At 59.5% G+C, this 13312-nt stretch carries 10 protein-coding genes; all 10 read right to left on the bottom strand.

The window, feature by feature from the left end; all coding sequences use genetic code 11:
• Positions 1-37 precede the first annotated feature (37 nt).
• The 10 genes from BLT38_RS15015 to BLT38_RS15060 all read right to left on the bottom strand — a co-directional run bounded on the left by BLT38_RS15015 (position 38) and on the right by BLT38_RS15060 (position 13058).
• On the bottom strand, positions 38-1699 hold the full coding sequence (locus BLT38_RS15015) for a cytochrome c oxidase subunit I (protein ID WP_083345910.1): 1662 nt from the start codon (positions 1697-1699) through the stop codon (positions 38-40).
• Positions 1696-2748, bottom strand: coding sequence for a cytochrome c oxidase subunit II (coxB, locus tag BLT38_RS15020; RefSeq protein ID WP_083345911.1), 1053 nt, complete (start codon positions 2746-2748; stop codon positions 1696-1698). The genes BLT38_RS15015 and coxB overlap by 4 nt, the downstream gene beginning before the upstream one ends.
• Before the next feature lie 89 nt (positions 2749-2837).
• Positions 2838-3755, bottom strand: a complete 918-nt coding sequence (locus BLT38_RS15025) for an SCO family protein (RefSeq protein WP_083347121.1) — start codon at positions 3753-3755, stop codon at positions 2838-2840.
• Between the two features lie 23 nt (positions 3756-3778).
• Positions 3779-4513 (bottom strand): hypothetical protein, encoded by a 735-nt coding sequence (locus BLT38_RS15030; protein WP_083345912.1) that lies wholly within the window; start codon positions 4511-4513, stop codon positions 3779-3781.
• Positions 4503-5855: a hypothetical protein gene (locus tag BLT38_RS15035; protein ID WP_083345913.1), complete on the bottom strand. Its 1353-nt coding sequence runs from the start codon at positions 5853-5855 to the stop codon at positions 4503-4505. Before BLT38_RS15035 ends, BLT38_RS15030 begins: the two co-directional genes overlap by 11 nt.
• Before the next feature lie 31 nt (positions 5856-5886).
• Positions 5887-6993 (bottom strand): c-type cytochrome, encoded by a 1107-nt coding sequence (locus BLT38_RS15040; RefSeq protein ID WP_156785151.1) that lies wholly within the window; start codon positions 6991-6993, stop codon positions 5887-5889.
• Positions 6994-7025: 32 nt separating this feature from the next.
• Positions 7026-7568, bottom strand: a complete 543-nt coding sequence (locus BLT38_RS15045) for a DUF3341 domain-containing protein (RefSeq protein ID WP_083345915.1) — start codon at positions 7566-7568, stop codon at positions 7026-7028.
• A complete protein-coding gene (gene nrfD / locus BLT38_RS15050) occupies positions 7568-9013 on the bottom strand; it encodes an NrfD/PsrC family molybdoenzyme membrane anchor subunit (RefSeq protein WP_083345916.1) in 1446 nt (481 codons plus the stop codon). Before nrfD ends, BLT38_RS15045 begins: the two co-directional genes overlap by 1 nt.
• Positions 9013-12132 carry a TAT-variant-translocated molybdopterin oxidoreductase gene (locus tag BLT38_RS15055; protein WP_231966537.1) on the bottom strand — a complete coding sequence of 1040 codons (3120 nt, stop codon included), beginning with the start codon at positions 12130-12132 and terminating at the stop codon, positions 9013-9015. The genes nrfD and BLT38_RS15055 overlap by 1 nt, the downstream gene beginning before the upstream one ends.
• A 20-nt stretch (positions 12133-12152) precedes the next feature.
• Positions 12153-13058 (bottom strand): cytochrome c3 family protein, encoded by a 906-nt coding sequence (locus BLT38_RS15060; RefSeq protein ID WP_083345918.1) that lies wholly within the window; start codon positions 13056-13058, stop codon positions 12153-12155.
• Positions 13059-13312 lie beyond the last annotated feature (254 nt).

Below are 13312 nucleotides of genomic sequence, written 5' to 3' on the forward strand. Positions count from 1 at the left end.
CTGAGCTTTACGCTGCAGCCCGGTAATTCAAATCTGTTTAGCCAACGTGCTGCAGTTCGCGTTCCTGCTTCTTCGCCAGCCACTCGTAGTCGTAAGCTTCCTGCGTCACGATCGGAGTCTCGATGAAGTTCTCCGTCAGCGGCGGCGACTGAATCTGCCACTCAAGGCCGGTAGCCTGCCAGGGGTTCGAACCAGCAATCGCGCCATACTTCAGCGACCAGGCCAGGTAGAACAGCGGCAGCATGTAGCCAACACCCAGAACCGTAGCGCCTGCGGTCGACAGCACATTCAGCACCTGGTACTCAGCCGGGTAGGCCGCGTAGCGGCGCGGCATACCGAGGTAGCCAACCACGAACTGCGGGAAGAACGTCAGGATGAATCCGATGAAGGTCACCACAGCGGCAAACTTCGAAACGCCTTCCGGATACATGCGGCCGGTCATCTTGGGCCACCAGAAGTGGATACCCGCGAGGAACGCCATCAACATGCCGCCCACCATCACGAAGTGGAAGTGAGCCACGACGAAGTAGGTTTCCGTCAGCATCACGTCCATACCCAGCGAGCCAAGGAACACGCCGGTCAGACCACCGATGGTGAACAGACCGATGAAGCCGAACACGTACAGCATGGGGGTCTCAAACGTGATGGAGCCCTTCTGCATGGTGAACGCCCAGTTGAAGATCTTGATGGCTGAAGGAACTGCCACAAGCATGGTCAACAGCGAGAAGACCAGCGCGGAGTAGTTCGACACACCCATGATGAACATGTGGTGGGCCCATACGAAGAAGCCGAACACCGCAATCGCCACCGAAGAGAACGCCACAGCCGTGTAGCCGAAGACGCGCTTACGGGTGAAGGTCGAGACCACTTCCGAGATCACACCAAAGCCGGGCAGAATCATGATGTACACGGCAGGGTGAGAGTAGAACCAGAATAAGTGCTGGAACAGCAGCGGATCGCCGCCCTTGGTCGGATCGAATACGCCGATACCAATCGTGCGCTCCAGAGCCACCAGGACAATCGCGATAGCCAGAACCGGCGTACCCAGAACCATCAGCACGGAAGCTGCATAGTTCGACCACACGAACAGCGGCATACGGAACCAGGTCATACCCGGTGCACGCATACGGTGCACGGTCACAATGAAGTTCAAACCGGTGAAGATCGACGAGAAGCCGGCGATGAAGATACCGGTCGCGGTCGTCGCAACGTGTGTGTTCAGGTAATGCGTGGAGAGCGGCGTCGTAAACGTCCAGCCCGTGTCCACACCACCCAGAACCAGCGTCGTGATCACGAAGATACCGGCGGCCATGTACAGGTACCAGCTCAGCAGGTTGATCTTCGGGAACGCGAGATCCTTCGCACCGATCATGATCGGCAGGAAGAAGTTACCCAGCGTTGCCGGAACCGACGGCACCAGGAACAGGAAGATCATCACGATGCCGTGCATCGTGAACATCTTGTTGTAGGTGTCGGCAGCCATCAGATCGCCAGCCGGGGTCAGCAGTTCCAGGCGGACCATGCCCGCGAAGAAACCACCGATGAAGAAGAAGAACGTGATGCTGAAGAGATACAGCATCGCGATCCGCTTGTGATCCGCAGTCAGCAGCCAGCTCAGCAGGCCGTGCTCAGCGTTGATGTAGTTCTTCTTCGGCAGCGTAGCCGTGCTCTGATCAGGGAGCGAAACGATGGTACTCATTGCGTCACCTTCTGCGAAGCCGTGGGTGTGATGGGCGCCGCGTCATCGGACTTTGACGTGTCCAGCGTCTGCTGCACACGATAGTTGGTCTTCAAGCCCTTGATGTATTCCACCAGGTCGATCAGGCCTTCTTCGCTAATCTGCCCCTGGTATGTCGGCATGATCGGCTTGTAACCATAGGGGACATGCTGCGAAGGATTCAGGATCACGTCGCGGAGGAAGCCATCCGTGGCCACCTGCTCCGTGCCGTCATCCATCTTGATTTTAGACCCGTAAACACCAGCCAGACTCGGGCCAGAGGCCGTCGCATTGCCGGAGTGGCAGGAGATGCAACCAAGCGATGCAAAGAGACGCTCGCCGTTCTGTGCAAGGCTCATGCCGCTGGTCGACTCTTCCGTCCACTTCTGGTAGTCAGCCGGATCCATGACCGTAATCTCACCGATCATGCCGGAGTGGAGCGTACCGCAGTACTGCGTGCAGAACAGGTGGTACGTTCCCGGCTTCGTCGCGTTGAACCAGACCGTGGTGTAACGGCCAGGGATCACTTCACGCTTCACACGGAAGGCCGGAATCGAGTACGAGTGGAACACGTCCTGCGAAATCATGGTCAGCTGCACCGGACGTCCTGAAGGGACGTGCAGCGCGTTGATCTCGTGCTGGCCGCCCGGATGCTCAGCCTTCCACATCCACTGCTTGCCCACCACGTAGACCTGCATTGCATCAGCAGGCGGGTTGTAGATGCGGAAGTAAAGCCATGCGCCCCATACGAACACAAACAGGAAGATACCCAGCGGGATGATCGTCCACGTGGCTTCCAGCAGCGTCGATCCTTCGATCTGCACTGCTTCCGGGTGCCGTTCCTGGCGGTAGCGGATGGCGAAAAATAGCACTAGCGCGCCCACCAGGAGCATGCCCACCACCGTCATCAACCAGAGGAAGATGTACAGCGCGTCCGCCCAGGGCGCAATTGTGGAGGCCTGGTCGGGCCAAAGCGCCGAGCTGGTGAGCCATTTGGTTAGGAACTGCCAAAGCACTGGACTGATCTGCATCGTTGGCCTTTATCTCTTCCTGTCCGTTCTCTCGTTCGGGTCCTGCGGTCTCTTGTCCGCGAAAGTTCAATACGCTGGTGCGCCGGTCGTTAGGTCCGGTCGTCCTTGCGGGTCAAAGCGTTCTCGCGGCCAAGCTTCAGGTCGCGGCGAAACATCAAAAACATAAATCCGCCCAGCCCCGCCACTGTGATCATGCCGCCGAGCTGTACAACGCGGGCGACGATCAGACTGTGCTTGTTACGGTGCGGATCGTAGTGGTAGCAATACGTCAAAATGTTGGCGACCGGCGATCCGATCTTGTGATCCGATGCCTCCACCAGTCCCAGAAGGAGATCCTTTGGGGCATACTCAACGCCGAGGTAGTACTGCGCAATCTTCGCCTCGGGCGTCAGAATCTGGATCGCGCTGGCGTGCGCAAACTGGGTGGTCTTGCCGTCCGGGCTCGGAATCTTCACATAGCCAAAGCCCACAGCCTTGGTCACAGCGTCGATCGAAGCCTGCTGGCCAGTCAGGAAGTGCCATCCACCCTCAGTACCAGGACGTGCATACCGCTTGGCGTACAGCTTCTTTTCCTTCAGAGCATCGGTCGGTGTATCGGTCGGGTCAATGCTAACCACCAGGACATTGAAGTCCTTGGAGGGGTCAAGGTGAACCATCGCCAAACCCTGCACCAGACCATCCAGCTCTTCCGAGCACAGCATCGGGCACTTGAAGTACACCAGAGCCAGAACCGCAGGCTTGCCGTTGTTGAAGTAGTCAGCCGTGTTCACCGCCTTGCCGGTCTCGTCCACAAAAGGAACAGACGGCAGAGTGGTGTTCAAATGCTGATCGATGGCAGCGCCCTTCAGCACGGTCGGAAGTTCGCTACCGGAATTCTCTCCGGACTGCTTATCCGCAATGCTGGATACCTGGGCAGAAACAGCCGCAGGCAACAGGCCGAACATCAGCGCGAGCACAGCCAACAGGCCGCCCATGCGCTTTCTCCGGATTGTCTTCTGCAGCTTCATTTCCATCTCCATCAACTACTGACTTACTTCTTGGCTTCCTGAGCTTCTTTTTCCACGGCCATCTTCTGCTCGCGGCTTTCGATCTGCTCCAGCTCATAGCCAGTGCGCGCAAAACCGGTGGTCAGCGGCGCAACTGCCTTGAACTGCTTGTCGCCGGCCATCTTCGTCTGAACACTGGTAGCCGGAGTTGCTGCCGTCGGCAGACCACGCTTCACAACCAGAGCCATTGCCTGCTCCACCGGAATGTGGATGGTCCCTTCCGGGCCCTCCGAGGGATCAGCGTAGGTGTAGTGCTCCAGCAGGAGATCCTCGCGGGCATGCATGTCCGCAGTCTCCTGGTCATCGTCGTCCACCGGAATACGGGGCGAAGGGAAGCTCTGCGCGATGCGTGCTGCATCCGCCTGCTCCTGCTCCGGATTCGTCGCCAGGCTGGCGCCGCGGTGCTGCACACCTTCCGGGCTACCGCCTGCATAGGGCGACTTCGACGCTTCCTGCAGATCCTGCTTCAGCAAGCCATAGTTAATGGCCTTACCCATCACATAGCAGAGACCGAAGAAGACGATCAGGAATCCAACCAGGCCAGCGATGAAGACTGCTACGCCCTTGGTGTTGACGTCCGTAACTTCGTATCCCGGATGTTCCGGGTCAAACTTCGGCGAAGGGTGCGGCTCCGGCTTCGGAAGACCGTGTTCGTCGTGGAACGTCGAGGGTCCCTTGACGCTCTCGATGTGATCGCGCTCGTTGAACTCAGTGGGCATGTTCGGGCTCCAGGACCTCCGCGGTGTGCGGGTCATTCAGGGCCAGCAGCGGCCGCGAGGCGAGGTTCGTGAAGTAGAAGTAGAGCCAGATGCCGCCGATGGCGACCGGCACAGTAATGTACGCGAAGATTCCGGCGCTCAGGTGGAAGTTGCGCGCAGCATCCGGGAAGTTCGGCTCGATGAGCCAGAACAGATCGAAGCAGCGGGCAAACATCATCCACATGGTCAGGCCAAGCATCTTGCGGTTGTCGTACTTGAAGCTGCGGCTCAGCAGGCAGCAGAACGGCACAACCCAGTGGAAGATGAAGTCCAGCGAAGTGAACACCCACCATCCGCCACCAATGCGGTTCAGGTACCACGGAATCTCTTCCGGCGAGTTCGCAGACCAGATGATCAGGAACTGCGCAAAGCTCAGGTAGATGTTCAGCATGACGAACGCCAGCATGAACTTACCCAGATCGTACTGCTCGGTCTTGCGCAGAATGGTCTTCAGCGGCTCATACAGGCTCAGGCGGATGGTCGTATTCACACCCAGCGCCAGTACCGCGTAGCCCTGACCAACCAGGAAGATCAGACCGTACATCGTGGAGTACCACGTGATGTCCAGAGCCATCACAAAGTCGATGGCAACCAGCGTCAGCAATCCCGAGTAAAGCAGGATACCGATACCAGACAGGTTCTCCGTCTTGGTGCGCCAGTACTCGTACGACGCCTGCGTGCCACGCTCAGGATCTGCGTCACGCTGCAGCGACCAGCGGTTCAGGAAAGTCGTCCAGACCGCGATGAATCCCAGAACAATAGCAATCTGAATAGTCACGCTTGCGGGCGAAAGCATGATGCGCTTCCAGTCCAGCGAATGTGCCTGACCTTCAGTCAGCAGACCGCTGTGCAGAGCGTTCTCCACGGCTTCATGCGTCGGATACGCAGCCCACAGCCACAGGCGCTTGCCGAATACGAAGAAGGGGAGGCAGAGTGCAGCAACAACCCACCAGGTAGCTGCCATGGCTTCCAGCGGACGACGCAGGACCAGGCCCCACTTACCGCCAGAAATGTACTGCAGCATCAGCACGCACAGGCCACCGCCGCACAGGCCGAAGACCAGCATCCATGCCTGCAGATATGCGCGGGCGACGTGATTAAAGTCGAGGACGCCAAGAATACCGGAGAGCACCAGGCCCACCACTGCAACGATGAGGCTGCGTGTCTTCCACGCGGCGACCGCTGGAGGTGCGCTCAGGTCGGCTGGAAGCACTCGCGGCCCATGATCGGCGTGCAGCGCGCTATGAGCTGCGCCGGGATCGCCGGCTCCTTCCAGTGCGTAATGTTCGTGTCCGTGTGCCATTCGTTGCGGCCTTATCCTTCAGGGAACTCGATTACTTGCTTGCTGCCAGGAACGCGACGATGTCGTTCACGTTCTCGTTGGAAAGTTGCGGAAACGCCGGCATCGGCGGTTTCGATGTCGGTGACCCGTTGGCCACCTGCGCGTGAATATGTGCCGCTCCTACGCGGGCCACAATGCCCACAAGCGACGGAATCATTGGCGGCATACCCTGGCGTGTCGGCTGGTGGCACACGCTGCAGTTCGCCGTATATAGCTTCTGCCCATTCGCTACATCGCCCGCGGCGGCATGCGGAGCAGCGGCCGACGGAACCGAAGCACTGGCTTCCGTCTTGGCTGCCGCAGCGGTTGCCGCGGTCGGCTTGGCTCCAGCTGGCAGGGCAGATGCCAGGGGAGCCGACTTAGGGTTTGCTTCAGACACCTGCGCGGGCTTCGCTGCATCGGCAGCGGGCTGCGGCATGGGCTGCGGAAGAGGAGCTGCCATCACCTGCGACTTCTGGATCTGGCCAGCCGTTGCCGGCAGGTCCCATTCCTTTACGAAGTTCGCGGACAGGCCTTCTGCCTTCTCCACATCTTCCATCTTCTCAATCTTTGCGCCGCCCGCATCCGCCGTGGTGGCGTGCTGCGAGAGCTGCAGAGCACGGATGTAAGCAACAACAGCCCAGCGGTCTTCCACGGTGACCTGTCCCTGGTAGTCAGGCATCGCGCCATAACCATTCGAGATCACGTTGAAGAAGTGGCCCAGAGGAGCCGAACGCAGGCGCTCCGTGTGCAGATTGCCTGCGGGGAAGAACCCACGCATCACAACCATGCCGCGACCATTACCGGTACGCGAGTGGCAGGACGTGCAGTAGATGTTGTACCGCTCCTGGCCACGCTCAATCAGATCTGCCGTCAACGGCACCGGAAGGCCATCGCCCTCTGCGCCATTGATCAGGCCCGTGCGGTAGTAAGAGCCTTCGTCTTCCTGGCCGCGTGCCACGGTTCCAAGCGCCTGCGGACGGACCGAACGGCCATCTGCATAGAAATTGGTACCGCGCTGCGGGAAGAACTTCGGCTGGTCGTGCATATCCTGACGGCAGCCGGCAAGACCCAGCATGCTCAGACAGGCCACCGACGCAGCCAGAAGGCGGCGGGACATGTTTCCCTGTTCCCTGTTGCCGATTGCCTGCATTACAGATCTACCTCCACCACGCTCACCGCGCGGAACTGCTCCAGGAACTCGCGCGTTTCGCCAAGCTCAAACTTGGGATCCGTCGCCTCCAGGCACAGGAAGAACTTGTCATCCGTCGCGCCTACACGGAAGTTGGGCGCGTTGAACAGCGGATGGTACGGCTGCGGCAGACCATTCAGTCCTAGCATGCCGAACGCCGCGGAAAGACCCGCGAACAAAATCGTCCATTCGTAAGCCGGGATGATGAATGCCGGCCACGAGAACAGCGGACGACCCGCAATGTTAATCGGATACGAGATCGCGGACATCCACGTCTGCATCAGGAATGCTGTCGTCAGACCCATCAGGCCGCCCATCAACGTCAGCAGCGGCACACGGTTGCGGTGCACATCCAGTGCGGTGGCAGCTTCTTCCACCGGATAGGGCGTGTAGCATTCCATGCGACGGTAGCCCGCGTCGCGTGCGGCGACAGTGGCTTTCACCATCGCCTGAGGCGTATTGAACTCGGCCAGGAGGCCGTAGACTCCCTCTTCGACCGGCATCAGGCAGTCTCCTCAACAGTTTCTTCCGCGTCCAGACCATTGAACTTGGTCTGCGGAAGCATCATCTTGATTTCGTTCATCGGGATCATCGGAATGAACCGGACGAACAGCAGGAACAGGCTGGTAAAGATACCGAACGTGCCGAGGTACAGCAGGTAGTCCCACTTGGTAGCGCGGTACGTGCCCCAGCTCGAAGGCAGGAAGTCACGGTAGAGCGAGGTGATAACGATCACGAAACGCTCGAACCACATACCAATGTTGACCACGATCGACAGGAAGAACAGGAATCCAACGTTCGTCCGGAGCTTGCGCCACCACAGGGTCAGCAACGGGATCGCGATGTTGAAGATGATCAGCAGCCAGTAGCCCCAGCCGATGGGTCCGAACATACGGTTCCACATCATGAAGAATTCCCAGTGGCTGGCAGAGAACCAGGCCATGAAGACTTCCATGCCGTAGCCATACGCAACGATCAGACCGGTTGCCAGCATGACCTTCCCCATGTTGTCCAGGTGACGCAGGGTCACCAGGTCTTCCATGTGGTAGAACTTGCGGATCGGAATGGCCAGGGTCAACACCATGGCGAAGCCGGAGTACACGGCGCCCGCAACGAAGTACGGCGGGAAGATCGTGGTGTGCCAGCCCGGCAGAGCAGCGACCGCGAAGTCGAAGCTGATGACGGTGTGTACCGAGAGTACGAGAGGCGTTGAAAGACCGGCCAGCAGGAGGGATGCCGTTTCATAGCGCATCCAGTGGCGGGTGGAACCGCGCCAGCCGAGTGACAGCAGACCGTAGAACCACTTTGCGAAGGGCATCTGCGCCTTGTCGCGGAGCGTTCCGAAGTCAGGAATCATGCCGACGTACCAGAACACCACCGAGATTGTCGCGTACGTGGATACAGCGAACACGTCCCAGCACAGCGGCGAACGGAACTGCGGCCAGACGTTCATCGTGTTCGGCAGAGGCAGCAGCCAGTAACCGAGCCACGGACGTCCGACGTGGAGTACCGGGAACAGGCCGGCGCAGACCACGGCGAAGATCGTCATGGCTTCTGCAAAACGGTTGATCGAGTTACGCCAGCTCTGCTTGAACAGCAGCAGAATGGCCGAGATCAGTGTTCCGGCGTGGCCGATACCGATCCACCACACGAAGTTGACGATAGCGAAGCCCCACGCGCCTGGGATGGTGACACCCCAGATACCGGTGCCCTTCAGCACCAGCCACGTAATCGCGATCAGCGCCAGCGAGGCGAAACCGCCCGCCACGATCAGTCCGAAAAACCAACCGAGCGGCGTGTGCGAGGTAAGCACCACGTTCGCAATCTTGCGCGTGACGCTGGTGAAGTTATGTCCCGGAGCGAGGACCACGTATTCGCCCGTTACCGGGTCGATCATCGGGTCATTCACCGGCTGGCGGTATGGATCGTGAAGAGGTTTGGTCGCCATTACGCCATCTCCAGCTCAGGATTCGGGTTAGACACGCCAGCGGTGTAGCTGGTCCGCGGCCGGTAGTTGAGGTCGGCCAGAACCTGGTAGTCCCGCTCCTCAGCCTTGCGCTTCGCAACCCGGCTGCTCTTGTCGTTAATGTTGCCGAAGACGATGGCGTCGGTCGGGCAGGCCTGCTGGCATGCCGTAACGATTTCGCCGTCCTGGATTGCGCGACCTTCCTTGTCGGCTTCGATCTTCACGGCCTGGATACGCTGCACGCAATAGGTGCACTTCTCCATCACGCCGCGCGAACGAACGCTGACATCGGGGTTACGCATGAACTTGAGGCTCTCCGTATCGAAGTCCGAGTACAGGAGGAAGTTGAAGCGACGAACCTTGTATGGGCAGTTGTTCGAGCAGTAGCGCGTACCCACGCAACGGTTGTAGACCATGGTGTTCAGGCCTTCCGGCGAGTGCACCGTAGCGCCTACCGGGCAAACCTGTTCGCAACCGGCGTTTTCGCAGTGCTGGCACAGCATCGGCTGGAAGTGCGCCTTCGGAGCATGCAGATCGCCCTCGAAGTAGGTGTCGATGCGGATCCAGTCCATCTTTCGACCGATCTTCACCTGCTCGCGACCAACAACAGGGTTGTTGTTCTCGGCATAGCAGCTCACCACGCAGGCGTTGCAGCCAATGCAGGAGTTCAGATCGATCGACATGCCCCAGGCATTCTGCATCTTGCCGCTGGACTTGTCGGTCTTGTCGTACTTCCAGTCATCCGGGAAGAACGACTCATCCTTCGGCGGCGTCTCGTAGAGCAGGTTGCCCTCGTGTGCGTAGCCAGGATTCTTCTGAGCTTCCGCCAGCGTGGCCGTGCGGATCACACCGCGCTCCATCGCTTCGTGGCCCGGCTCGGAGATCGCTGCGTTCGCATCCGTCGGATGCTGCAGGTCGCTCTGGGCAAGCTTGCCACGATGATCCAGATCATGAACCTGGGTCACGCAGAGGTCATACACGCCGTCGGTCTTCTTCGCCTTCAGGCCCGGCTGCGACCACTGCGAGTTGATCGAGCGCAGCTTGTTCGCATCGGAACCCACATACTGACCCACGCGGCCAAACCAGCGGCCACCACCAAGGTGAACCGTGATCACGCCATCTGGATGTCCCGGCATCATCAGCACGGGGAAGTTCACCTTCTGGCCGTTGATTTCCAACTCAACCAGATCGCGCTCTTCCACCTTCAGGGCTTCCATGGTGTTCATGGACATCAGCGCGGCGTTATCCCACGCCATGCGCGTTACCTGCTTCGGAACTTCCTGCAGCCAGCCGTTGTTGGCAAAGCGACCGTCGTAAACCGAAGGATCAGCCTTGAAGGCGATTTCGTAAGCGCCAGCCGAAGCGGCCAGTCCAGAGATGTCCAGCGAGACAGCCTTGCCGGAAACACCCGACTTCGGCTCGAACGCCGTTCCCTCAACCCAACCGTCGTGCAGGGCCTTCTGCCATGCGGTAGCGTCGCCGCTCTTCGCGTAGGTCTTGAAGTTCTCCTGAATCACCTGGTACGAAGTCTTCTGCGGATTATCCAGAACAGCCTGCAGAACATCGTGCGATGTCTTGCCGCCATACAGCGGATCGATCATCGGCTGCACGATCGAAATCGTACCGTCGTATGCGCGAGCATCCGACCAGCTCTCCAGGTAATGAGCCGCATTCACGTGCCAGTGAGCACGCTGACCGGTCTCATCCAGGTGCTGACCAAGGTGCGCAACAAACGGCACCTTCGAAACTGCATCGCCGAACTTAAGATCAGCCGGAGCACTGTAGATCGGGTTAACGCCGAGGATGACCACCACGCGAGCCTGACCGGAGTTCATCGCGGCAACCATCGCCTTCAGATCATCCGCACCAACCGACGGCAGAGCCTGCACCGTTTCGGTGTAGACCACGGTGGAACCCACCGCGCCAAGCTGAGCATTCAGAGCGTGCGCCGCAGCCTGGATGGCCGGGTGGCTCTGCTCACCCGCGATAACCACCGCGCGGCTGCCAGCCTTCTTCAGGTCGGCCAGAACTGCAGCAAAGAACTTCTGCGCGTACTCGTCGCCCGCGAACGATCCACCATTCCCCAGCGCGCTCGCAAACTTGACGATGTCGCTCGGCTTCAGGCCCAGGCGATGCTCTGCCTTCGCGCCGGTCACGGTCGGCATGCTCTCTACCGTGTACAGGCGGTTCATTACCTTGCCCGACTCGTAGCGATGACGCTCTGCATACGCAGCCGACAGCGGCAGGAAGCCCGGGTACGCCGACGACGACAGGAAGTCCGCATCCAGCGAAAGAATGACGTCTGCATTCTCCAGCTTGTACTGCGCGTCGTAGTAGTCGCCCAGCACAGCCTTTGAAGCGATGCGTGCCGAATCATTGTTAACCGGCGACCACTGAACCAGCTTCGCGCTCGGATACTTTGCAGCAAGCTGCTTCCACTGCGCTGCCAGCGACGGCGAAACGATCGGCTCGGACAGGACATAGATGCCCTGACCACCGCTCATCTGCACGGCCGAACGGAACGCATCAGAGAACGCACCGAAATCCGAGTTCAGCGTCATGCCGCCAACATGCTTCACAACATGCGCGGAACGGTCCGGATCATACAGATCCAGCAACGAAGCCTGCGCGAACAGATCGCTGCGGCCCTTCGATACCGGATGCTCCGGGTTACCGTCGACCTTGATCGGACGGTATGCCTCGCTCTTCACCAGGACCGGCAGTGCGCCTGTCGAGAAGGGGTAGGCAGTTGCAAAATAGTTAGGCTTGCCAAGGACCAGGTCCTCAGGAGCCTTCACATACGGGAAGATCGGTTCGTCCGGCTGCTTGGTGCAACCCGTGGTTGCAGCCAGTGCCAGCGACGCGCCCATCACCTTCATGAAGCCGCGGCGGCTGATGCCGTCCGTCAGCTCCGAAGCCTGCTGCGGAAACTCTTCGTGCAGCATCTCGGTGAAGCCCGGCGCCTCGGCCAGTTCATCCATGCTCTGCCAGAAGCGCTTGCCACGCTTGCCGTCAAGCTTGGCGCGAACCTCCGCCAGCGTCATCTTGGCCGGAGCGATCGAAGTGATCACGGTTGCGCCGGTTGCGTTGTTCTCAGCCATACCATTTCCGTTCGGGTTGCTCATCGGTGGCACACCTCGCAGCTCTGCAGCTCATTCGGTGTGCGGATGCGGTACTTGTCCGCCAGGTACGTTCCCAGCTCTCGCTGCGACGTGAACTTGTGATAGCTGGACGGCAGGATCGCCATCGGAGGTACATCCGACATCGTCTCGCCAGCGCCATTCAGAGCGTGCGGCTGGAGCTTCACGCCACCACCCGAATCCTGGCCATCCGAAGCGCCCTTCTGCAGGAACGCGAGCTGCGGATTGCCTTGGCCCGGATCCTTCGTCGTGCAGGTAACAGCCTGCGACGTGGGAGCCAGCTTGCCCGTCTCAGCGCACCAAACCGGCTTGTCGCCAGAAGCGCCTGCCCAGGCCATGTTGTAGATCTCGCTCGTCGGGCGAAGGTTCTTCACCGGATCGCGATGGCAGTTCAAGCACCACTCCATCTGCAGCGAGTTCTCGGCATACATGATGGGCATTTCATCCACGCGGCCGTGGCAGCTTGCGCAGCCGATGCCCTTGTTCACGTGGATTTCGTGATTGAAGTACACGTAGTCCGGCAGATCATGCACGCGGATCCACGGAATCGATTCGCCTGTTGCCCAGCTCTTGCGAACCGGCTCCAGCATCTCGGCGTTCGTCCAGATCTCCGCATGGCAGTTCATGCAGGTCTTGGTCGGGGGGATGCCGGCATACATCGATTTCTCCACCGACGTATGACAGTACTGGCACTGGAGACCAACGCCCTGTACGTGGTGGCGATGCGAAAACGGCACCGGCTGGTCAGCCCGCTGGCCTTGCCGGGTAACCCACGGGGAGCGCTGCAACTGGTTCAGTGCCACGCCCAGTGCGACCACGATCAGACCGGTCAGCACAAGGGCTGCACGGGCCAGAGCGTTCGAACTGCGGTCAAAAACTTGCGCCATGTGAGTGCTTCCTGCTCTCTCTTGTCCATCCCGAAGGTCAGGCGGGGGGACTACCCTTCGAAAAGATTGAAACCTGCAAAACACCCAGGGAAACCCTTAAAGGGCATTCCCCGTTCTAATCCGACTGCGACCTTTCGGCCGAGGTGGAGTCTAAGTGTGATTCCACCTAAAACTATAGCAGCGTAGAAACCGCTTGAACTGTACGTCGCATTACGCCGAAACGACTTTCTTTCATCGACTTCGATAATCGAACC

The organism is Terriglobus roseus (assembly GCF_900102185.1).
Taxonomy (GTDB): domain Bacteria; phylum Acidobacteriota; class Terriglobia; order Terriglobales; family Acidobacteriaceae; genus Terriglobus; species Terriglobus roseus_A.

Coding starts and splice junctions, on each gene's coding strand:
- BLT38_RS15015 (WP_083345910.1), bottom strand. CDS start 1,699: ATGAGTACCATCGTTTCGCTCCCTGATCAGAGCACGGCTACGCTGCCG.
- coxB (WP_083345911.1), bottom strand. CDS start 2,748: ATGCAGATCAGTCCAGTGCTTTGGCAGTTCCTAACCAAATGGCTCACC.
- BLT38_RS15025 (WP_083347121.1), bottom strand. CDS start 3,755: ATGAAGCTGCAGAAGACAATCCGGAGAAAGCGCATGGGCGGCCTGTTG.
- BLT38_RS15030 (WP_083345912.1), bottom strand. CDS start 4,513: ATGCCCACTGAGTTCAACGAGCGCGATCACATCGAGAGCGTCAAGGGA.
- BLT38_RS15035 (WP_083345913.1), bottom strand. CDS start 5,855: ATGGCACACGGACACGAACATTACGCACTGGAAGGAGCCGGCGATCCC.
- BLT38_RS15040 (WP_156785151.1), bottom strand. CDS start 6,993: ATGTCCCGCCGCCTTCTGGCTGCGTCGGTGGCCTGTCTGAGCATGCTG.
- BLT38_RS15045 (WP_083345915.1), bottom strand. CDS start 7,568: ATGCCGGTCGAAGAGGGAGTCTACGGCCTCCTGGCCGAGTTCAATACG.
- nrfD (WP_083345916.1), bottom strand. CDS start 9,013: ATGGCGACCAAACCTCTTCACGATCCATACCGCCAGCCGGTGAATGAC.
- BLT38_RS15055 (WP_231966537.1), bottom strand. CDS start 12,132: ATGGCTGAGAACAACGCAACCGGCGCAACCGTGATCACTTCGATCGCT.
- BLT38_RS15060 (WP_083345918.1), bottom strand. CDS start 13,058: ATGGCGCAAGTTTTTGACCGCAGTTCGAACGCTCTGGCCCGTGCAGCC.